General features: G+C 72.6%; 15 protein-coding genes and 2 tRNA genes. 8 read left to right on the forward strand and 9 right to left on the reverse strand.

Features of this window, described 5'->3' with window-relative positions:
* Window positions 1-50 precede the first annotated feature (50 nt).
* Window positions 51-1,700, forward strand: coding sequence for a long-chain fatty acid--CoA ligase (locus ACFCV8_RS00420; RefSeq protein WP_376682995.1), 1,650 nt, complete (start codon window positions 51-53; stop codon window positions 1,698-1,700).
* Between the two features lie 118 nt (window positions 1,701-1,818).
* Here the strand turns inward: ACFCV8_RS00420 and ACFCV8_RS00425 are convergent, their stop codons facing one another.
* Together ACFCV8_RS00425 and ACFCV8_RS00430 are read right to left on the reverse strand one after the other, a co-directional pair.
* Window positions 1,819-5,796: a PAS domain-containing protein gene (locus tag ACFCV8_RS00425; RefSeq protein ID WP_376682996.1), complete on the reverse strand. Its 3,978-nt coding sequence runs from the start codon at window positions 5,794-5,796 to the stop codon at window positions 1,819-1,821.
* A 169-nt stretch (window positions 5,797-5,965) separates the two neighbouring features.
* On the reverse strand, window positions 5,966-6,409 hold the full coding sequence (locus ACFCV8_RS00430; RefSeq protein ID WP_376682997.1) for an SSI family serine proteinase inhibitor: 444 nt from the start codon (window positions 6,407-6,409) through the stop codon (window positions 5,966-5,968).
* 263 nt (window positions 6,410-6,672) lie between these two features.
* Between ACFCV8_RS00430 and ACFCV8_RS00435 the strand changes: the two genes are divergently transcribed.
* Window positions 6,673-6,763 (forward strand) — tRNA-Ser (locus ACFCV8_RS00435).
* A 77-nt stretch (window positions 6,764-6,840) separates the two neighbouring features.
* On the opposite strand, the gene ACFCV8_RS00440 is transcribed toward ACFCV8_RS00435, so the two are convergent.
* On the reverse strand, window positions 6,841-8,238 hold the full coding sequence (locus ACFCV8_RS00440) for a hypothetical protein (protein WP_376682998.1): 1,398 nt from the start codon (window positions 8,236-8,238) through the stop codon (window positions 6,841-6,843).
* A gap of 506 nt (window positions 8,239-8,744) precedes the next feature.
* On the opposite strand from ACFCV8_RS00440, the gene ACFCV8_RS00445 reads away from it, so the two are divergent.
* Window positions 8,745-8,817, forward strand: a tRNA-Arg gene (locus tag ACFCV8_RS00445).
* A 134-nt stretch (window positions 8,818-8,951) separates the two neighbouring features.
* On the opposite strand, the gene ACFCV8_RS00450 is transcribed toward ACFCV8_RS00445, so the two are convergent.
* Together ACFCV8_RS00450 and ACFCV8_RS00455 are read right to left on the reverse strand one after the other, a co-directional pair.
* The gene (locus tag ACFCV8_RS00450) at window positions 8,952-9,728 is read right to left on the reverse strand and encodes a DUF5707 domain-containing protein (protein WP_376682999.1); all 777 of its coding nucleotides are present in this window, start codon (window positions 9,726-9,728) and stop codon (window positions 8,952-8,954) included.
* 86 nt (window positions 9,729-9,814) lie between these two features.
* Window positions 9,815-10,156, reverse strand: coding sequence for a hypothetical protein (locus tag ACFCV8_RS00455; protein ID WP_376683000.1), 342 nt, complete (start codon window positions 10,154-10,156; stop codon window positions 9,815-9,817).
* A gap of 9 nt (window positions 10,157-10,165) precedes the next feature.
* Between ACFCV8_RS00455 and ACFCV8_RS00460 the strand changes: the two genes are divergently transcribed.
* The 3 genes from ACFCV8_RS00460 (at window position 10,166) to ACFCV8_RS00470 (ending at window position 12,889) form a co-directional block, all read left to right on the forward strand.
* Entirely contained in the window at window positions 10,166-11,134 is a 969-nt protein-coding gene (locus ACFCV8_RS00460; protein WP_376683001.1) for a DUF2797 domain-containing protein, read from the forward strand.
* Window positions 11,135-11,175: 41 nt separating this feature from the next.
* Entirely contained in the window at window positions 11,176-12,066 is an 891-nt protein-coding gene (locus tag ACFCV8_RS00465) for an amidohydrolase family protein (protein ID WP_376683002.1), read from the forward strand.
* An 82-nt stretch (window positions 12,067-12,148) separates the two neighbouring features.
* Window positions 12,149-12,889, forward strand: a complete 741-nt coding sequence (locus tag ACFCV8_RS00470; RefSeq protein ID WP_376683003.1) for a response regulator transcription factor — start codon at window positions 12,149-12,151, stop codon at window positions 12,887-12,889.
* Between the two features lie 225 nt (window positions 12,890-13,114).
* Here the strand turns inward: ACFCV8_RS00470 and ACFCV8_RS00475 are convergent, their stop codons facing one another.
* On the reverse strand, window positions 13,115-13,978 hold the full coding sequence (locus ACFCV8_RS00475; protein WP_376683004.1) for an endonuclease/exonuclease/phosphatase family protein: 864 nt from the start codon (window positions 13,976-13,978) through the stop codon (window positions 13,115-13,117).
* Between the two features lie 152 nt (window positions 13,979-14,130).
* Here ACFCV8_RS00475 and ACFCV8_RS00480 point away from each other — a divergent pair, with 152 nt between their 5' ends.
* Window positions 14,131-15,666 (forward strand): MFS transporter, encoded by a 1,536-nt coding sequence (locus tag ACFCV8_RS00480; RefSeq protein WP_376683005.1) that lies wholly within the window; start codon window positions 14,131-14,133, stop codon window positions 15,664-15,666.
* A gap of 29 nt (window positions 15,667-15,695) precedes the next feature.
* On the forward strand, window positions 15,696-16,454 hold the full coding sequence (locus ACFCV8_RS00485) for a TetR/AcrR family transcriptional regulator (protein WP_376683006.1): 759 nt from the start codon (window positions 15,696-15,698) through the stop codon (window positions 16,452-16,454).
* 50 nt (window positions 16,455-16,504) lie between these two features.
* Here ACFCV8_RS00485 and ACFCV8_RS00490 read toward each other — a convergent pair whose 3' ends face one another.
* From ACFCV8_RS00490 to ACFCV8_RS00500, 3 genes are all read right to left on the reverse strand, one after another.
* The gene (locus ACFCV8_RS00490) at window positions 16,505-16,975 is read right to left on the reverse strand and encodes a PPOX class F420-dependent oxidoreductase (protein WP_376683007.1); all 471 of its coding nucleotides are present in this window, start codon (window positions 16,973-16,975) and stop codon (window positions 16,505-16,507) included.
* Window positions 16,976-17,148: 173 nt separating this feature from the next.
* On the reverse strand, window positions 17,149-17,964 hold the full coding sequence (locus tag ACFCV8_RS00495) for a YceI family protein (protein WP_376683008.1): 816 nt from the start codon (window positions 17,962-17,964) through the stop codon (window positions 17,149-17,151).
* 148 nt (window positions 17,965-18,112) lie between these two features.
* Window positions 18,113-20,626, reverse strand: coding sequence for an MFS transporter (locus ACFCV8_RS00500; protein ID WP_376683009.1), 2,514 nt, complete (start codon window positions 20,624-20,626; stop codon window positions 18,113-18,115).
* Window positions 20,627-20,629 lie beyond the last annotated feature (3 nt).

A 20,629-nucleotide genomic window follows, 5' to 3' on the forward strand; every position in this document is an offset into this window, starting at 1 on the left:
GCAGAATCAGGCCAACCCTACTGCCGCGTAGCGCCCACCGGGAGGACGCCGTGCTGAGCACCATGCAGGACGTACCGCTGACTGTCACCCGCATCCTCAACCACGGGATGACCATCCACGGGAAGTCGCAGGTCACGACCTGGACCGGCGAATCCGAGCCGCAGCGCCGCAGCTTCGCCGAGGTCGGCCGCCGGGCGACCCGGCTCGCACGCGCGCTCCACGACGACCTCGGCATCGACGCCGACCAGCGGGTCGCGACGCTGATGTGGAACAACGCCGAGCACGTCGAGGCGTACCTCGCGATCCCCTCCATGGGCGCCGTGCTGCACACGCTCAACATCCGGCTCCCCGCCGAGCAGCTGGTCTGGGTCGTGGGTCACGCCGACGACAAGGTCGTCATCGTCAACGGCTCCCTGCTGCCGCTGCTCGCCCCGCTCCTCCCGCAGATGCCCTCGGTCGAGCACGTGATCGTCACCGGTCCGGGCGACCGCTCCCTCCTTGACGGCGCGGCGCCCCGGGTGCACGACTACGAGGAGCTGATCGCGGGCCGTACCGCCCACTACGACTGGCCCGAGCTGGACGAACGCCAGGCCGCCGCGCTCTGCTACACCTCCGGCACCACCGGCGACCCCAAGGGCGTCGTCTACTCCCACCGCTCCGTCTACCTGCACTCCATGCAGGTCAACATGGCCGAGTCGATGGGCCTGACCGACCAGGACACCACGCTCGTGGTCGTCCCCCAGTTCCACGTCAACGCCTGGGGCCTGCCCCACGCCACGTTCATGTCCGGCGTCAACATGCTCATGCCGGACCGGTTCCTCCAGCCCGCCCCGCTCGCCGAGATGATCGAGCGAGAGCGGCCGACCCACGCCGCCGCCGTCCCGACCATCTGGCAGGGACTGCTCGCCGAGGTCACCGCCCGTCCCCGCGACCTGACCTCCATGGCCCGCGTCACCATCGGCGGCGCGGCCTGCCCGCCCTCCCTCATGAAGGCGTACGACAAGCTGGGCGTCCGCCTCTGCCACGCCTGGGGCATGACGGAGACCTCGCCGCTCGGCACCATGGCGCACCCGCCCGCCGGACTGACCGAGGAGGAGGAGTGGCCCTACCGCGTCACCCAGGGCCGCTTCCCGGCCGGCGTCGAGGCGCGGCTGGTCGGCCCCGGCGGCGAGCACCTGCCGTGGGACAACGAGTCGGCCGGTGAGCTGGAGGTACGGGGCAACTGGATCGCCGGTGCCTACCACGGCGGTCCGGACGGCGAACCGATCCGCCCCGAGGACAAGTTCAGCGCGGACGGCTGGCTGAAAACCGGCGATGTCGGAGTGATCAGCGAGGACGGCTTCCTCACGCTCACCGACCGGGCCAAGGACGTCATCAAGTCCGGCGGGGAATGGATTTCCAGCGTCGAGTTGGAGAACGGACTCATGGCGCACCCCGACGTGGCCGAGGCGGCGGTCGTCGCCGTCCCGGACGAGAAGTGGGGCGAGCGTCCGCTGGCGACCGTGGTCCTCAAGGAGGGCGCGAGCGCCGACTACGCCGCGCTGAAGGACTTCCTCGCCGCGTCCGGCATCGCCAAGTGGCAGTTGCCGGAGCGCTGGACGATCATCCCGTCCGTCCCGAAGACCAGCGTCGGCAAGTTCGACAAGAAGGTGATCCGCAGGCAGTACGCGGAGGGTGAGCTGGACATCACCCGGCTCTGACACGCACCGCCGGTTCCGGCAGGCACCGCGGATCCCGGCACGCACGGTTCCGGCAGGCACCGCGGTGAGGAGGGCGGTACGGGAGACTCCCGTACCGCCCTCCTCGTCCGGCGACGCGTCAGTTCGTGCCGATCTTCGCGAGCAGGTCGACGATGCGGGACTGGACCTCGTCGCTCGTGGACCGCTCGGCCAGGAAGAGGACCGTCTCGCCCGAGCTGAGCTTCGGCAGCTCCGCCCCGGTCATGTCGGCCGAGGTGTAGACGACCAGCGGAGTGCGGTTCAACTGGCCGTTCGCGCGCAGCCAGTCGACGATCCCGGCCCGGCGGCGGCGCACCTGCATCAGGTCCATCACCACCAGGTTGGGCCGCGTCCGGCCGGCGAGCGACACCGCCTCGCTGTCCGTGGCCGCCCGCGCCACCTGCATGCCGCGGCGCTCCAGGGTCTCCGTCAGCGCCAGCGCGATCTCCTCGTGCTCCTCGATCAGCAGCACCCGGGGCGGATGCTGCTCGCTGTCGCGCGGGGCGAGCGCCTTGAGGAGCACGGCCGGGTCCGCCCCGTACGCCGCCTCCCGCGAGGCCTGGCCCAGACCGGCCGTCACCAGCACCGGGACCTCCGCCGCCACCGCCGCCTGGCGCAGCGACTGGAGGGCCTTGCGGGTGATGGGGCCGGTCAGCGGATCGACGAAGAGCGCGGCGGGGAACGCCGCGATCTGGGCGTCCACCTCCTCGCGCGAATGCACGATCACCGGACGGTAGCCGCGGTCGCTCAGCGCCTGCTGGGTGGAGACGTCGGGCGCGGGCCAGACCAGCAGCCGGCGCGGGTTGTCCAGCGGCTCCGGGGGCAGCTCGTCGTCGACCGGCCGCGGCGAGGGGCGGTTGGCGACCTCGACCGCGCCGCCCGGACCGTCCAGCGGCTCCGGACCCTCGGCACCCTCGTCGGGCGCCCCTATCGCGTACGCCCGGCCCTCGGCCTCGGCCTCCGGCGCGGTACGCAACTGCCCCGGCACGGCCGGAGCGGTCGCCGACGGGGCGGCCTGCCCGGCGTGCTCGTCCTCGGGCGGGGCGGCGAGCTTGCGGCGCCGCCCGGCACCGCCGCCGAGCGTCTGGTTCTGCTGGTGCGCGATGTGCTGGGCGAAGGGCACACCCTGCCCGAGCGTCCGCACGCTGAACGCGCGCCCCTGCGTCGAGTCCGGGGAAACACCCGGCATCGGGGCTTCCGCGGGCAGCGGCTGACGGCGCGCGTCCGGCACCGGCGCGGCATCCTGAGCGTGGCCCTCGCCCGTCCCGGCGGCCGCGACGGGCGTGGGCGTGGTGCCGGTGGCGTGCGCGGTCGGCCCGGCGGACGGCTGCTCCGCACCCTCGCCGGAAGCAGCGGGGCCGGCGGGCGGCTCGGCGGGGCGGGCCCGGCGGCGGCCGGTCGGCGCGGCCGGCACGGGGTGCGCCTGCGGCGGCGTGTGGTCCGCGTCGGGCGTGGTGCGTACGGCGTCGTGGCGGCCGTTCCCCGAGGCGTCCGTGTCACCGGCCGCGGCGGGGGCCGGGACGGGGGCCCGGTCGGCCTCGGCGGGCGGCAGGGCGAACGCGGTCCGGGGACCGGTGGGCTCGGACTGGGCCGCCCGCTCCCGGTCGGCGGCGAGCGCGCGCCGGGCCCGCCGCCCCTGCGGCGTCTGAGGCGTCTGCGGGCCCTGGGACGCCCGGGGGATCTGAGGCGTCTGCGGTACGGGAGCGGGTGCGGGGACCGGCACGGAGGCCGGTGCCGGGGCCGACGGGGAAGCGGCCAGCGCCAGCTGGCCCTCGGCGCCCTGCGGCGCGCGATGGCCGCCCGCAGGCACCGGAACCTGCCCGTCCGCCGGAACGCCCTGCGGCGGCACGGCCTGGCCGAGCTGCGGCCGGGTGCCGCCCTGCGCGCCCTCGGCCGCCGTCACCACGGCACCCTCGGCCGGGGCGGGCGCCGAGGCGGCGGGCAGCGCCAGTGCCTGCCCGGCCGCCTGCGGCCGCGCCTGCTGAGTGCCCTGGGGCGGCGTCGTACCGGAGACCTGGACACCGGCCTGGACATCGGTCCGGGTGCCGGCCTGGATCCCGGCCTCGGCCGGGCTCGGCCGTCCCCGCCGACGCCCCGAGCCGCCCTGTGTGTCCTGCGCGTCCACCGGTGTTTGGAGCGCCTGTTCGTCCTGGACGGGCTCACGGCGCGCCCGCCGCCGCCCGGTCGGCTCGACGCCCGCGCCGGAACCGCCCACCGGGCTCTCCAGGAACGCGTCCGTGGACGCCCGCCGCGCCCGTCGCCGCCCGCTTCCCGGCTGCTGTCCTGCGGCCTCCGGCCCGGTGGCGGGAGCCTGCACGGGCTCGGAAACGGAGTCAGGAACGGACTCGGCAACGGACTCGGGACCGGACGCCGGACCGGAATCGGAATCAGAAGCGGATTCGGGAGCAGGGGCGGGAAGCTGCTCGGGCACGGGGGCCGCCACCGTCCCCGACCCCGCACCCAGCGGCACCTCCAGCACATAGGCGCTGCCGCTCATCCCCGGCACCTCGTGCGTCTGGAGCACGCCGCCGTGCGCCCGTACGATCCCGCGCACGATCGGCTCGTGCACCGGGTCGCCCCCGGTGTACGGGCCGCGCACCTCGATGCGTACGACCTCACCGCGCTGGGCCGCCGCGACCACGACCGTGGAGTCGACGTACCCGCCGCCGGGCACCACCCGGGCCTTGCCCGTCGAGTCGACCCCGGCGACGTCCGCCACCAGGTGGGCGAGCGCGGTCACCAGCCGGGCCGCGTCGACCTCGGCCTCGATCGGCGGCGCGTGCACGGCGAACTGCGCGCGCCCGGGGCCGATCAGCTCGACGGCCGCGTCGATCCCGGCCGTCACGACCGAGTCGAGCAGCGCGGTCGCCTTGACCAGCTCCTCGGAACCGGCGTCCAGGCGCTGGTAGCCGAGCACGTTGTCGACCAGGGTGGTCATCCGGGCGTAGCCCGCGGCCAGATGGTGCAGGATCTGGTTCGCCTCGGGCCACAGCTGGCCCGCCGGGTCCGCGGCGAGCGTGGCGAGTTCGCCCCGCAGCTCCTCCAGCGGTCCGCGCAGCGATTCGCCGAGCACGGCGGTGAGCTGGCCGTGCCGGGCGGTCACCGCCGTCAACTGGTCGCCCTGCGCCTCCAGCTCGGACGCGTACCGCTCGGACCGGTCGGCCAGCTCCGCGCTGTGCCGCTCCGTCAGCTCGGCCAGCTCCGCGGCGTGGTTCGCCGTCAGCTCGGCGAGCTCGTCGCCGTGGCGCTCGGCGAGCTCCTCGTACGGCCTGCGGTCGGTGAACGTCATGACGGCGCCGACCAGCTGGTCGCCGTCCCGGACCGGCGCGGTGGTCAGGTCGACCGGCACCTGCGCGCCGCTCTTGGACCACAGGACCTGGCCGCGCACCCGGTGCTTGCGACCGGAGCGCAGCGTGTCGGCGAGCGGCGACTCCTCGTACGGGAACGGCTCGCCCTCCGCCCGCGAGTGCAGGATCAGCGGATGCAGCTCCTTGCCGCCCAGGTCGCTGGCCCGGAAACCGAGGATCTGCGCGGCGGCGGGGTTGACCAGCACGACGCGGCCGTCCGTGTCCGTACCGACCACGCCCTCGGAGGCGGCCCGCAGGATCATCTCGGTCTGCCGCTGCGAACGGGCCAGCTCGGCCTCGGTGTCCACGGTGCCCGACAGGTCCCGCACGACGATCATCAGCAGCTCGTCGCCGGTGTACCCGCTGCCGTAACCGCTCTGGAAGTCGGTGTACGCGGCCTGCCCGTCCTCCAGGCTGGCGCTGGTGACCTCGACGGGGTACTCGGTGCCGTCGGTCCGCCGGGCGGTCATCCGGGCCGGCTTCGTACGGCCCCGCTCGTCCGTCTCCTCGGGCCGCCGCATCGAACCGGGGATCAGCTTGGAGTCGAACTCCGGCAGCAGATCGAGGAGCCCGCGGCCGACGAGCGCGGTGCCCGGCGTCTCGAACATTTCGAGCGCGATGGTGTTGGCGTTGACGACCGTGCCGTTGCAGTTGACGAGCAGCAGCCCGTCGGGGAGTGCATCGAGTATGGCTGCGAGGCGAGCAGCGCCCCGGGATGGCCTGCTGCTCACGACGACGCTTCCTCCCTGATTACCGCACCTAGCTGACAGCGGGCCCCATCTTGCCCCTCGGGCCGCGGCCTGTCACTGAAGGAGTCTAAAGGCAGCGAGGCGGCGCGGGGCTGCGGATGAGGGGGAGCTCTCACCAAGGTCCTGTGCATACGGTGTGCGGCCCCGTCCGTCATCCGGCCTCGGGGAGCACCGGGCGCAGCGTGTTCCAGCGGGAGATCTCGCAGCCGTCGCTCCGGCTGAACGACGCGTCGAGGCTCCGTCCCCGCCAGGTTCCGGTGACCCGGGCGGTGGCCGGGCCGCCGAACTGCATGGTGCACAGCGCGTCCCGGGGCACCGGGGCGAACGGGTCCAGGTCCTTGCGCGCCAGCGCGTCCAGCCGGCCGCAGGCCGCCCGGGCCGACGGGTGGCTGCCGCCCGCCGGGGTGCAGAGCAACCGGAAGACGCCGTCGGCCCCGGCGTGTCCCGAGCCGGAGACCGTGATCGTCAACCGGGTGCGGACGCTGTCGGTGCCCGCCGGAGCGGCGACGGCCGACGCGGCGAGGGAGGCGACGGCGGCGAGCGACGCGAGGGGAACGAGGGCGGTGCGGGCGGGGCGGCACGCCTTGCGGGACATACGGGCTCCTGTGCTCATGCGCTTCGGCGAGCCGCCGACGGGACGGGGCGGACGGGGCGGGAGAGGAGGACGGGGAACCGGCTTCCCGTTTCTCCCGTTTTCCCGCCCTCCTTCCCTAACGCTCCGCACGCCGCGGCGTTGCGCGTCCGGAAGCACTTTGCCCTCGCACCCGAGTGCCTAGTACCGTAGGCAGCGATTGGTGAGGCACCGCTCAGCTGTGTCATCATCTGCACGCACCACTCGCGCTCGCGCGAGGTGTGCATGGAGGCGTCGCCTAGTCCGGTCTATGGCGCCGCACTGCTAATGCGGTTTGGGTTTTAAAGCCCATCGAGGGTTCAAATCCCTCCGCCTCCGCTCTCCGATCAGGGAGTTCGGCCACTTCGGCCGGACTCCCTGATTCGTTTCCGGGATTCTTCGCGGCTGCTTCCGGGTCACTTCCGGATGGCGCAGGGATCGCAGCATGCCGGCGCCGGTTCGACGCAGATGGTGACGGAGTCGGTGTTGTTGCCGGGGTCGGGGTCCTTCTCGTTGCCGCTGACGGCGGCGGAGTTGGTGACCGAACCGGGCGTGGTGGCCTTGGCGCGCAGGACGAGGACGGCCCGGGCGCCGTCCTCCAGGACGCCGACGGCCCACCGCCCGGTGGCCGGGTCGTAGGCGCCGGGTCCCTCGGCCGACAGAAGGGCGAGACCGTCCGGGAGCCGGTCGGTGACGGTGACGCCGGTGGCCCGGTTCGGCCCGGCGTTGTGCACGGTGATCCGGTAGGTCACGGTCTGGCCCACGGTGACGGTGGTCGCGTCGGCCGCCTTGACCACGTCCAGGTCGGCGGCCGGGTTGACCTGGGTGACCTGCTCGTTCGAGGTGGAGGTCAGCGGCTCCGGGGTGTCGCCGAGCCGGTTCTCGTACGAGGCGGTGGCGGTGTTCCTGATCAGGCCGCCGCCGGAGGCGCGGTCGATGGTGACCCGGTACTCGGCCGTGGTGCCCGCCGGCAGGGTCTCGGTGCTGGGCAGGCTGCCGCCCTCCCCGGCCGTGGTGGTGTTGCCGAGCGCGAAGACGACCTTGTCGCCCCGGGGGTCGTAGTACGCCTGGTCGTTGTCGCGCGCGTCCGTCTTCGCCCCGGCGTTCGGGCCGTCGACGATGCGCAGCGAACCGGGCACGTACGTCGTCCCCGGCGGGACGGCATCGGTCAGCACGAGGTTCTCGGCCGCGCCGCCGCCCTCGTTGCGGGCGTTGATCCGGTACGTGATGACGTCGCCCACGTCCAGCGGCCCGGTCGGGGCGGCGTTCTTGGTGAGGACGACATAGGGGGCGGTGCCGAAGAAGATGCCGTCCAGGAAGTTGCCGATGCTCTGGTTGCCGCCGGCCGCGGACACGGACCGGAAGGCGAAACGGGTCAGCGTCTGACCGGCCGGGACGGTGTACGTGCCGGTGTAGTAGCCCCAGGCCGTGGTGCCGTCCGTGAAGCGCCGCTGCTGCACCGTGGCACCGGGCGCGCCGATGTCCAGCGCCATGGTGTCGTCGCCCTGGCGGCCGCGGTGGTACAGCCGCCAGTACAGCTTCGTGCCGGGGGTGGTGGGCAGGTCCTGGTAGAGCGTGGAGACCTGGTTGGCGTTGAGCTCGGCGAACTGCGTGCCCTCGGCCGACGGCACCCCGTTGAAGCCCGAGTGCCACAGCTCGATGCGGTGGTCGGTGGCGGTGGTGAGCCAGCCCGGGACGCGCTTGGGCGCCTGGGTCTGCGAGGAGTCCGGCAGGATCTCCACGCCGCTGACGGCGGGCTGTTCGAAGCTGCCGTTGGCCAGGGCGACCCGGAGCGGGGCAGGAGGTGTGGACATGGGTTCTTCCCCTCACGTCGACGCTGCTGGAGCACACCGCCGTCCGGCCGCACCTCCGTGCGCCGCGGCGGAGCCGATACGTCGAATAGCGCACCGCATGCAAGTGGTTACGTAAAGTGACGACCGGCGGGGTCCGGCCAATGTGTGCCGCCAGGTTTGATCCCCGTGCTCCTGGGAGTGGTGCTCGCCGCCCCGCCCCGGCCGCGCCCCACGCGCCGCACGGGCCCCCTGCCCCTCTCGCCCCCACCCCGTCATGGCCTGAACCGTGCGCCGGGATCCGGCGGCCCACCCTTGCGCAGAGTGAAACCTTCGCCATTGAAGTTGACGCCCGCCCCCCGTTGCCCGCGATGGCCCCACGGCCGCCCGGCAGCCCGGTCGTGCAGACGCGAATTGCGGCGTTTCTGCAGGTCAGGGAGGGTTTGGCTAATGGATTTCGCGCTACGGCGCAGGTCATGTAATGTTGTTCTCGCAACGCCGACCGGGAAGAAAAAAACCGGGAAGCACAAGCACTCGTAGCTTAACGGATAGAGCATCTGACTACGGATCAGAAGGTTGCAGGTTCGAATCCTGCCGAGTGCACATGAGTGAGAGGCCCGGACGAGAGTCCGGGCCTCTTGCGTTGTGCGGTCGTACGGCGGCAGGGGACGTGGCGAAGGGGCCCGGACTGCCGGGCGCCCCTCGGTTCTCTCCTTGCCGCGTGTCGCGGGGCGGGGCTACCTCACGTCGACGAAGTCGCCGGCGGCGTTGACGGCGGGGGTCGTGGACGTGCCGGCGAAGCTCCAGCGCCAGTAGCCGTCCTGCGCGGCCTTGACCGTGGTCCTCAGGGTGCCGGTGGTGGAGCCCTTCACCGTCTTGACGGTGGTGTACGTGCTGCTGTTCTTCTTCCGGAACTGGAGCTTCACCGGCTGGTTGGCGTAGCCCGCGTACTTGCGGGTCTCCCAGTTGGCGCGGTCCAGCTTGCCCGTGACCGTGAGGGTCCGGCCCTTCTTCACGGGCTCCGGGGAGGCGTTGACGGTCAGTCGCGAGAGCCGCTGGAACCTGGCCGTGGAGAACGAGTCCGTGAGGGTGGCCATCCCGTCCTCGGCCCATGCGCCGGCGTAGACCCGCCAGGCCGTGGCGTTGGTGTTCCAGAGGTAGCCGGGATCGACGGTGATGGTGAGGGTGCAGGTCGAGGTCGTGGAGCTCGCGGCCTTGCACTTGGCCCGGTCCGTGTCCGGATGGAAGCCGAAGTCGTACAGGTTCGGGTTGTTGGCTCGTCCTCGCCAGAGGTAGACGAGGGCGTCGTCGATGCCCGAGGGGTGGGAGGCGGTGATGGAGACCGCCACCTTCTTGGTGGCGGCGGTGCCGAGCACGATCGGCTTTCCACCGTTGACGACGACCTTGCTGATCACCGGGGCGGACGGAAAGCCGCTCGCCTGCGAGGCCGGTACGGCGAGGGCGGACAGGGCCAGGGCGCCGGTGACAGCGGTGACGGTGGCACGGATGCGCATGTGTTCCTCGGGTCTGGTCTGCGGGTCGGGCGACCCGCAGACCAGACCCGGGGCGAACGCGAAAGGTTGTACGCGCGGTCCGGTTCTCAGACGGCGGCGAAAGGTTCGTGGTGCCAGCGCCAGCCGGCGGTGCCGTCGGCGTGGACGCCGAGCATGAACTCGGGGACGGGGGCTCCGTCGGGGAAGGTCAGGGTGAGGGCGGCGCGTATGCGGTCGTAGCAGGACTCGGCACGTTCCCAGTCCTCCGCGTCGAGGGCCTGCTCCTGCTCGGCGAACAGGGGGCGGAACTCCTCGAAGCCGGGCAGCGCCTCGACGTCGGCGTGCATCCACGGCATGTCCGAGCCGGTCACGGTCAGGCGGGCGACCGTGCGGTCGCCGTGGTGGAGGTGCCAGACGTCAGGGGCGGCGGCGGAGGCGGAGGCGGTCATGGGGTCATGATGGCGGGTGGCACTGACAGGGTCTGGCGTGGCTGGGAGGCAGGGGCTGTGGGGTGGCGGTGTACCGGGTTGCGGTGGGGTGAGGGGGTGCCCGTGCTCGGCTGGTGCCGGGGCGGGGTGGTGCGGGGGAGCGTGCAGGCGTACGGGGCGGAGTTCGGGTTCCGGGCCGTGGGGGAGCGGGGCTGTGTCGGGGCGCGGGGGAACGTGTGCCCGGTGGGGGCAGTGGTGCCGGGGCGCAGTACGGGGGCGCGGTGCCCGGAGTGCGCGCGGCTGGACCGGGCGCACTCGGTGGCCGCCGACACGCTCGCGGACGACCCGAGGACGTACCGGGTGTATCTGGCCTGGTTCGGGCCCGGGATGGTGAAGGTCGGGATCACCGCGGAGGAGCGCGGCGCGGCGCGGCTGCGGGAGCAGGGGGCCGTGGTGTTCAGCTGGCTGGGGCGCGGGCCGCTGATGGCGTGCCGCCGTACGGAGGAGGTGCTGCGGGCGGCGCTCGGGGTGCCGGACCGGATTCCGTACGCGAGGAAGCGGGCGGTGCGGGGGACGCTGCCGGGGGCACAGGAGCGGGTCGACGAGGTTTCCGGGCTCTACCGGCGGGCCGCGGCGCTGGAGGGCGGGAGCGGGTGGCCGGAGTCGTTGGAGAGGCTGCCGTTCGAGGCGGTTGATCATGTGGCGTTGTTCGGGCTCGCCGGCGAGGGCGGCGAGGGCGGCGAGGGCGGTGAGGGCGGTGAGGGCGGCACGGGTGGGGTGCGGTGGGCCGTTGCCGAGCTGGTGGCCGGGGGTGTGGTCGGCGGGCGGCTGGTGGCGGCGGCCGGGCCCGATCTGCATCTGGCGACGGCGGGCGGTGTGGTGGTGCTGGACACCCGGCTGATGACCGGCTGGGAGCTGGTGGCGGCGGACCCGCGGGGCGGGGTCGGGGTGCCGGTCGTGGATCTCGGGGGCGGTGGGGTGCAGGGCGGGCTGTTCTGAGATCGTCGGAGCGGCTCGGACGACGGAAGGGGTGGTGCGGGGTGAGCGGTGACGTGAGCGGTGACGCCGGTGAGGTCGTGCGGTTCTGGGAGCGGCTGGGGCTGCCCGGGATCATCGACGTGCATACGCATTTCATGCCGGAGCGGGTGCTGCGCAAGGTCTGGGCGTACTTCGACTCCGCGGGGCCGCTGACCGGGATGGAGTGGCCGATCGCCTACCGGCGCGACGAGGACGAACGACTGGCGCTGCTGCGGTCGTTCGGCGTGCTCGGGTTCACCTCGATGCTGTACCCGCACAAGGCCGGCATGGCCGCCTGGCTGAACGGCTGGGCCGCCGACTTCGCCCGTCGGGTGCCGGACTGCCTGCACACCGCGACCTTCTTCCCGGAGGAGGGCGTCGAACGGTATGTGCGCGAGGCCGTCGAGGCGGGGGCGCGGGTCTTCAAATCACACGTCCAGGTCGGCGCGTACGACGCCAACGACCCGCTCCTGGAACCCGTCTGGGGCCTCCTCGCCGAGGCCGGGATCCCGGTGGTGATGCACTGCGGTTCGGGCCCGGCGCCCGGCAGGCACACCGGCCCCGGGCCGGTGGCCCGGCTGCTCGCCCGGCACCCCCGGCTGCCGCTGATCGTCGCGCACCTGGGGATGCCGGAGTACGAGGAGTTCCTGACGCTGGCCGAGACGTACCCCGAGGTGCGGCTCGACACGACGATGGCGTTCACCGATTTCACCGAGGACTTCAGCCCCTTCCCGGCGGCCGCGCTGGGACGGCTCGCGGCGCTGGAGGACCGGGTTCTGCTGGGTACGGACTTCCCGAACATCCCGTACCCGTACGTGCATCAGCTCCACGCGCTGGAACGGCTGGGGCTGGGCGACGACTGGCTGCGGGCGGTCTGTCACGGGAACGCGCGGGAGCTGTTCGGGGTGGGGTGAGCGGGCGTCCGGCCGGGGATTTCTCAGGGAATTCACAGAAACAGGTAAGGGTGCTTTCAGAGGAGCCGCACAGGCTCGGGGCATGACGACGACGACCTTGCCCCAGGGACGTACCGAACCGCCGGGGGCGGACCGCACCCCTGTCCGTGTGCTGGTGGTGGACGACGAGGCCCCGCTCGCCGAGCTGCTGTCCATGGCCCTGCGCTACGAGGGCTGGGAGGTCCGCAGCGTCGGGGACGGGGCCGGGGCGGTCCGGATGGCGCGGGACTTCCGGCCCGACGCGGTGATCCTCGGCATGAGGCTGCCGGACAGCGACGGGCTCGCCGTGCTCGGCCGGCTGCGGGGGGAGATCGCCGAGGTGCCGGTGCTGTTCCTGACCGCGCGGGACGCGGTGGAGGACCGGATCGCCGGGCTCACGGCGGGCGGCGACGACTGCGTGGCCAAACCGTTCAGCCTGGAGGAGGTCGTGGCCCGGCTGCGCGGGCTGATCCGCCGGGCCGGCACGGTGGCCGTACGCGGCGAGTCGGCGCTCGTCGTCGGCGATCTGGTCCTCGACGAGGACAGCCACGAGGTGAGCCGGGGCGGGACCGCCATCCATCTCACCGCGACCGAGTTCGAGCTGCTGCGCTTCCTGATGCGCAATCCGCGCCGGGTGCTGAGCAAGGCGCAGATCCTCGACCGGGTGTGGAACTACGACTTCGGCGGCAAGGCCAATGTCGTCGAGCTGTACGTCTCGTACCTGCGCAAGAAGATCGACGCGGGCCGGTCGCCGATGATCCATACCCGGCGCGGGGCGGGGTATCTCATCAAGCCCGGTGAGTAGCCACGCTTCCCGGAGCCGGAGCCGGAGCCGGAGCCGGAGCCGGCATGCGGTCTTCAGGGCGGGGCGGCAGCGGCCGGGGCGCCGCCCCTCGGATCTCCTTCCGGGCGCCGGGAAATTCCACGGTGTCCGCCGTCGGCATCGCCGCCCTCTCCGGCCCGAGCGGCCCGACCGGCCCGAGCAGCCCGAGCAGCCCGAGCAGCCCGAGGAGCGGGGCGCGGGGCGTGTTCAGCGCCGCAGCAGCAGGTCCGCGACGACGGGGCGGTGGTCCGAGGCGAGCGACTCGGCCACCGCCGCGCCGCGCGCCCGTACCGTGTCCTTCGACACCGCCACGTAGTCGATCCGCCGCACCGGGTCCTGCGCCGGGAACGTCGGCCCGCCCGGCTCGACGTCCGTCAGCTCCTTCCACAGCGGGGCGAGTTCGGGTGCGTCCGGCGCCGCGTTGAAGTCGCCGAGCAGGACCTGCCGCACCGGCCCGCGCCCCGGGCCCCGGTCCTCCGCCATGATCCGGCGGGTGTCGGCGACCTGGGCGATCCGGACGGACGGGTCCGCGCGGTAGTCCAGGTGGGTCGCGTAGACGTGCACTGGCAGCCCCTTCACCCGTACGACCACCTCGCCGAAGCCCGGCGCGGGCGCCGGGACCGGATCCGGGTCCTGGGTGGAGAGCCGGGTGAGGTCGTGGTTCTCGGCGCTCACGACGGGATACCGCGACAGCACCGCGACCCCGAACTCCCGCCGGGGCTCCCCGGGAACGGCCGGACCGAGGCTGTAGACCGGGGCGAACGACACCCGCATCCCCAGCCGCCCGGCCAGCTCGGCCGCCAGGTCCCGCCACTCGCTGCGGGCGCCCCAGTGCACATCGACCTCCTGAAGGCCGATCACGTCCGCGTCCAGCGCACGCAGTTCGGCGACCTGGCGGCCGGGATCGAAGACATCGTCCATGCCCGCGCCCGCATGGATGTTGTACGTGACCACGCGGAGCGGGACGGAGGGGCCGTGCCCCTCTCCGGCAGCCGCCGCGGGAGGCGCGAGCGCCCCCGCCAACAGCCCTGCCGCGACGAGCACTTCCACCGTACGACGACGCACTGACATGCCACTCCAGCCTCGGGAAGGTCCTGCCGATCAGCGTCGGGCACGGTACTCGCCGAAACTTGTTGTACACCGTACAGCTGAGCTGTACGGTGTACAGCGCTTGATCCTTGTACACCGTATGGGGAGTCGGAATCCAGGTATCAGGAGGCCGTATGACGACGACCGTCGCCGGGCAGAAGAACCTCTCGTCCGGCCATCCGCAGCGCTGGCTCATCCTCGGCGTCATCTGTCTCGCCCAGCTCACCGTGCTGCTCGACAACACCGTTCTCAACGTGGCGATCCCCTCCCTCACCCGGGAGCTGGACGCGTCCACCGCCGATGTCCAGTGGATGATCAACGCGTACTCGCTGGTCCAGTCGGGCCTGCTGCTCACGGCAGGCAGCTCCGCGGACCGCTACGGCCGCAAGAAGATGCTGATCGCCGGGCTCGCGCTGTTCGGCATCGGATCGCTGGTCGCCGGACTGGCCCAGTCCTCCGCGCAGCTGATCGCCGCCCGTGCGGGCATGGGCGTCGGCGGCGCGCTGCTGATGACCACGACCCTCGCCGTCGTCGTGCAGATCTTCGACGAGGCCGAGCGGGTGAAGGCGATCGGCATCTGGTCGACCGTCAGCTCGCTCGGCTTCGCCGTCGGACCGCTGATCGGCGGCGTGATGCTCGACCACTTCTGGTGGGGCGCGATCTTCCTGATCAACATCCCGGTCGCGGCCCTCGGCCTGGTCGCCGTGGCCCGGCTCGTCCCCGAGTCGAAGAACCCCGCGGGCGAGCGCCCCGACCTGCTCGGCGCGCTGCTCTCCACGATCGGCATGACCTGCGCCGTGTACGCGATCATCTCCGGCCCCGAGCACGGCTGGACCTCGGGCCGGGTGCTGCTGACCGCCGTCGCCGGGGTCGCCGTCCTCATCGGGTTCGTGCTGTGGGAGCTGCGCATCCCGTATCCGATGCTGGACATGCACTTCTTCCGGAACCAGAGGTTCGTCGGGGCGGTCGCGGGCGCGATCCTGGTCGCCTTCGGGATGGGCGGTTCGCTCTTCCTGCTCACCCAGCAGCTCCAGTTCGTCCTCGGCTACGGGCCGCTGGAGGCCGGGCTGCGCACGGCGCCGCTGGCGCTGACCGTCGTCGCGCTCAACCTCACCGGGCTCGGCGCCCGGCTGGTGCCCAGGCTGGGCACGCCGGGCACCATCGTGTCCGGGATGGGCCTGCTGGCCGCGGGCCTCGCCGCGATCGCGCTGTTCGGCGGCGACGGCTACGGGGGCATGCTGCTCGGCCTCTTCGTGATGGGCGCGGGCATCGCGATCGCCATGCCCGCCATGGCCAACGCCATCATGAGCGCCATTCCGCCGGAGAAGGCGGGCGTGGGTGCCGGGGTCAACGGCACGCTCGCCGAGTTCGGCAACGGCCTGGGCGTCGCGGTTCTCGGCGCGGTGCTGGGTTCGCGGTTCTCGGCGCTGGTGCCGACCGCCGTGGGCGCCGCGTCGCTGCCCGCCGCACTCGCCGCGGCCACCGGCGCCGGGGAGCGGGCGCGGATCACCGACGCCTTCGCCTCCGGGCTGGAGACCAGCCAGCTCTTCGGGGCGGTCGCGGTGCTGCTCGGCGGGGTGCTCGCCGCCGTGCTGCTGCAGCGTGCGCAGCGGATGGAGCGGGAGGAGGCGGAGAGGGCGGACGCCGCCGGGGACCCGGCGGCGGCATAGCATCAAGGACAGGACGAGGAGGATGTGCCATGGTGTCCGCGGCCGACCGAGTGAAGAAGCCCGTCAGGACCAGTGTGTGGCTGGATCAGCGGGCCCCCTCACGTACCCGCAGGCCGGACCAGGCGGCCGGGCTGGACCGGGAGAGGATCACCACGACCTCGGTCCGGCTGCTGGACGCCGAGGGGCTCGCCAAGTTCTCCATGCGCCGCCTCGCCGCCGAGCTCGACGTCACCGCGATGTCCCTGTACTGGTACGTGGACACCAAGGACGACCTGCTGGAACTGGCCCTCGACGCGGTGTACAGCGAGTTCGCCGTGCCCCGCGAGGAGGCGCACTGGCACGAGCGGCTGCGCGGACTGGCCGCCGAGTACCGGGCGCTGCTGGTCCGGCACGCCTGGGTGTCGACGCTCGCCGGGCACTTCCTCAACATCGGCCCGCACGCGATGCTCATGTCGTACGCGGTCCAGGACGTGATCCGGGCGACCGGCCTGTCGCCGCACCACCAGGCCGGGGCGCTCTCCGCGGTCTTCCAGTTCGTGTACGGGTTCGGCACCATCGAGGGCCACTTCGCGGAGCGCAGCGCGGCGGCCGGGCTCAGCCAGGAGGAGTACCACCAGCAGGCGATGAGCACGATCCGCTCGCAGCCGCAGCACAGCCGGATCGTCGAGTCCTCGAAGGAGATCATGGACGCCCGGGGCGGTGACACGGTCGAGGAGATGCGCGACCGGGACTTCGAGGTCGCCCTGGAGCTGCTGATCGCGGGCATCGAGGCGATGCGGGACCGCTGAGGCCCCGCACCGCCCGCTCCCCTCAGCCCGCTCTCCTCGGCCCTCGGCCCTCAGTCCTCGGACGTCGGCCGGGCCGGGAAGCCGCCGGTGGCCACCGGCCCCCACCGCTCCGGGGTGATCCGGATGATCGACTTGCCCTGCTTCACCATCGCCGCCCGGTACTCGTCCCAGTCCGGGTGCTCGCCGGAGATGTTCCGGTAGTACTCGACGAGCGGCTCGACCGACTCCGGTGCGTCGATCACCTCGGCCGTACCGTCGATCTGGACCCAGGGCCCGTTCCAGTCGTCGGAGAGGACGATGACACTGACGCGCTCGTCCCGCCTGGCGTTGCGGGTCTTGGCCCGTTCGGGGTACGTCGAGACCACGATCCGCCCCGCGTCGTCGACCCCGCAGGTCAGCGGGGAGCCCTGGGGGCGCCCGTCGGACCGGGTGGTCAGCAGGACCGCCCGGTGCCTGGGGCGTACGAAGGCCAGCAACTCGTCCAGGTCCACGGCTGTGTTCGTCGCGATTCGGGGTGCCATGTCCGCAGACTACGACGGCAGCCCGCGGCCCACGACGCGGAGCCGCGGACGGACCACGACGTAGAGCCGCGGACGGGCTGCCGACGCGGAGCCGCGGACGGCCTGTCGGTGCCGGCCCGCGGACGGGGCGCCGGTGTTGATCCACGACCTGGCAGCCGGCGCCGGTCCGCGTACTACGACGGCAGCGTCTCGCCCTGCACGGCCTGGATGTCGAGCTCCACCCGCAGCGTCGTGCCGATCGCCGCGATGCCCGCCTGCACCACCTGGTTGTAGTTCATCGCGAAGTCCTCGCGGTGCAGCTCCGCCGTGGCGCTGAAGGCCGCCCGCACCCCGCCCCACGGGTCGGGGCCGGTGCCCAGGTAGCTGAGGTCCAGGTCGACCGGCCGGACCACGCCGTGCATCGACAGCTCGCCGTGGACCAGCCAGCGGTCGGGGCCGGTCGGGGACAGCCCGTTCGAGCGGTACGTGATCTCCGGGAAGCGCTCGGCGTCCAGGAAGTCGGGCGAGCGCAGGTGCTTGTCGCGCATGCTGTTGCCGGTCTCGATGCTCGGCGCGGAGATGACGGCCTCGACCCGGGACAGCTGGACGTCCTCCGCGATCTCGATCCGGCCGCTGAACTCGGTGAACCGGCCGCGCACGCTGGAGATCCCCAGGTGCTGCGCGACCGCGGCCACCGAGCAGTGTGCCGGGTCCAGCGACCAGGCCCCCGGCGGCGGCAGCTCCACCCCGCCCTGCCGGTTCAGCACCACCGTGCCGGCCTCCACCCGCCCGCTCGCCGTGACCATGGCGGTCGACGCGGCGGGGGCGTACCCGACCGCCGTGACGATCACCGTGTACGCCCCGGCGGCCAGGGGGCCGTCGGTCCGCACCGCCCCGTCCTCGTCGGCGGCGGCCCGCAGCACCTGCGTACCGGTCATGTCGGTGACCGTCACGACCGCGTGCTGTACCGCCCAGCCGTCCCGGGTCCGTACCTGTGCGCGAAGTCCCATCCCGTTCTCTCTCCTTGCTCCATGACTCAATGAGTCGGGCCCCGGGCGGGGACGGCAGGCCGTCCCCTGCCTGTCGTCCCCGCGCCGGGGCCCATTTCCACCTGCCGGCCGGTGCCTCCGCTCGAAGCACCGGCCGGCCGGAGGTCTGTTACTCGCCGGGGTGGGCGAGCTCGATGTCGTGACCGTCGGCCCCGCGGCCCGCCACGGTCAGCGCGCTCGCCACCGGCGGGTAGCCGGTCGCGATGACCGAGTACTCGCCCGCGTCCAGGTCGGTGAAGGCGTACGCCCCGTCCTCCCCGGTCGTCGAGGTGGCGACCACATTGCCCGCCGCGTCGACCAGTGTGACCCGGGCGTCCGGCAGCGGACTACGCGCGGTACCGGCCCGCACGACGCCCTGGACCAGCGCACCGGCCCGGAGTTCGGCCTCGACCCGGGTGATCCCCTGGCCGCCGACCTCCACCGGCAGCGCCAGCGGCCGGAAGCCGAGGGCGTTGACCGCGACGGTCACGGTGCCGGGGACCAGCTCGCCGAAGGCGAACTCGCCCGCCTCGTCGGACGCCCCGGTGGCCAGGACGTCGCCGCGCACATCGGTCACGACGACCATGGCGCCCTCGACCGGGGCGGAGGACTCCGCCGACCGTACGAGACCGGCGAGGCCGCTCGTACCCGAGAGCAGGATGTCGAACGCGAGCGGCTCGTCACCCACGACCACGGTGGACGCCTGCGGCTGGAAACCGTCGGCGGAGGCGATCAGGACGTAGCTTCCGGACCCCGGGGCCTCCAGCCCGTACGAGCCGTCGGCCTGGGCGACGGAGCGTCCCAGCTGGCGGCCGGCCAGCGAGATCAGCGTGACGGCGGCACCGGCCACCGGCGCGTTCTCCGCACCGCGCACCACACCGTGCACGGCCATGCCCTGGAGGGCGGCGGCCGGAAGCGTCGCGGTGTCGGCCGGGGCTGCCTGGGGGGCCGGGGCGGCCTCGACCGCCGGGGCCCGGACCGCGTCGGCGACGACGGCCGCGGCGACCGGGGCCTCGACCGGCGTCTCGACCGGGGTCCCGGCGGTGGCCGGGGCCTCGCTCGACGCGCTGGTCTTGAGCGCGACCTCCTTGATGAAGATGGTGATCAGGAAGGCGATCAGCGCGGCCGGAGCGGCGTACAGGAAGACGTCGCCGACACCGTGCCCGTAGGCACTCTCCACGATCGTGCGGAACGGCTCCGGCAGCTTGTCCACGTCGGGGATGCCCCCGCCGCCGGTGCCGCCGTGGCCCAGGGCCGCGCCCTTGGGGCCGAGCTCCGCGATCCCTTCCTTGACGTAGTGGGTGACGCGGTTCGCCATGACGGCACCCAGCGCCGAGACGCCGATCGCACCACCGAGGGAACGGAAGAAGGTGACGACGGAGCTGGCCGCGCCGAGGTCGGACGGGGCGACCTGGTTCTGCGTGGCGAGCACCAGGTTCTGCATCATCATGCCGATGCCGAGACCCATGACGGCCATGAAGACCGCGATGTGCCAGTACTCCGTGTCGTACCGGAGAGTGCCCAGCAGGCCCAGTCCGGCGGTGACCAGGAAACCACCGGTGACCAGCCAGGCCTTCCAGCGGCCGGTCTTGGTGATGACCTGGCCGGAGACCGTGGAGGAGATGAACAGGCCCGCGATCATCGGGATCGTCATGACGCCCGACATCGTCGGCGACTTGTCGCGCGCCAGCTGGAAGTACTGGCTGAAGAAGACGGTGCCCGCGAACATCGCGATACCGACGAAGAGGGAGGCCAGCGAGGCCAGCGCGATGGTGCGGTTACGGAAGAGGCGCAGCGGGATGATCGGCTCGCCGGCCTTGGACTCGACGGCGACGAAGATCGCGCCGAGCACGACGGAACCGGCGACCATCGCGGCGGTCTGCCAGGACAGCCAGTCGTACTTGTCGCCCGCGAAGGTCACCCAGACCAGCAGCAGCGACACGGCGGCGCTGATGAAGAACGCGCCCCACCAGTCGACCTTGACCTGACGCTTCACGACCGGGAGCTTCAGCGTCTTCTGGAGCACGACCAGCGCGATGACGGCGAACGGCACACCGACGTAGAAGCACCAGCGCCAGCCCATCCAGCTGGTGTCCGTGATGACACCGCCGAGCAGCGGACCGCCGACGGTGGCGACGGCGAAGACCGCGCCGATGTAGCCGCTGTAGCGACCGCGCTCGCGCGGGGCGATCATCGCGGCCATCACGATCTGCGCGAGGGCGGAGAGACCGCCGACACCGATGCCCTGGATGACACGGCAGGCGATCAGCATCCCGCTGCTGGTCGACATACCGGCGACGACCGAGCCCGCGACGTAGATCACCAGGGATATCTGGACCAGCAGCTTCTTGCTGAACAGGTCGGAGAGCTTGCCCCAGAGCGGGGTGGTGGCGGTCATCGCCAGGAGCGAGGCCGTGACGACCCAGGTGTACGCGCTCTGGCCGCCGCCGAGGTCGGAGATGATCTCGGGCAGGGCGTTGGAGACGACCGTCGACGACAGGATCGCGACGAACATGCCGAGCATCAGCCCGGCAAGTGCCTCCATGATCTGCCGGTGTGTCATCGGCGCGCCGGACGCGGGATCGGACGATCCCCCGTGCTTGGCGTGGCCGCCCCGCACACCGGTCGGTGTGGTCGTAGCCATTTA

This window comes from Streptomyces sp. NPDC056347, from assembly GCF_042262625.1.
In the GTDB taxonomy this organism is placed as follows: domain Bacteria; phylum Actinomycetota; class Actinomycetes; order Streptomycetales; family Streptomycetaceae; genus Streptomyces.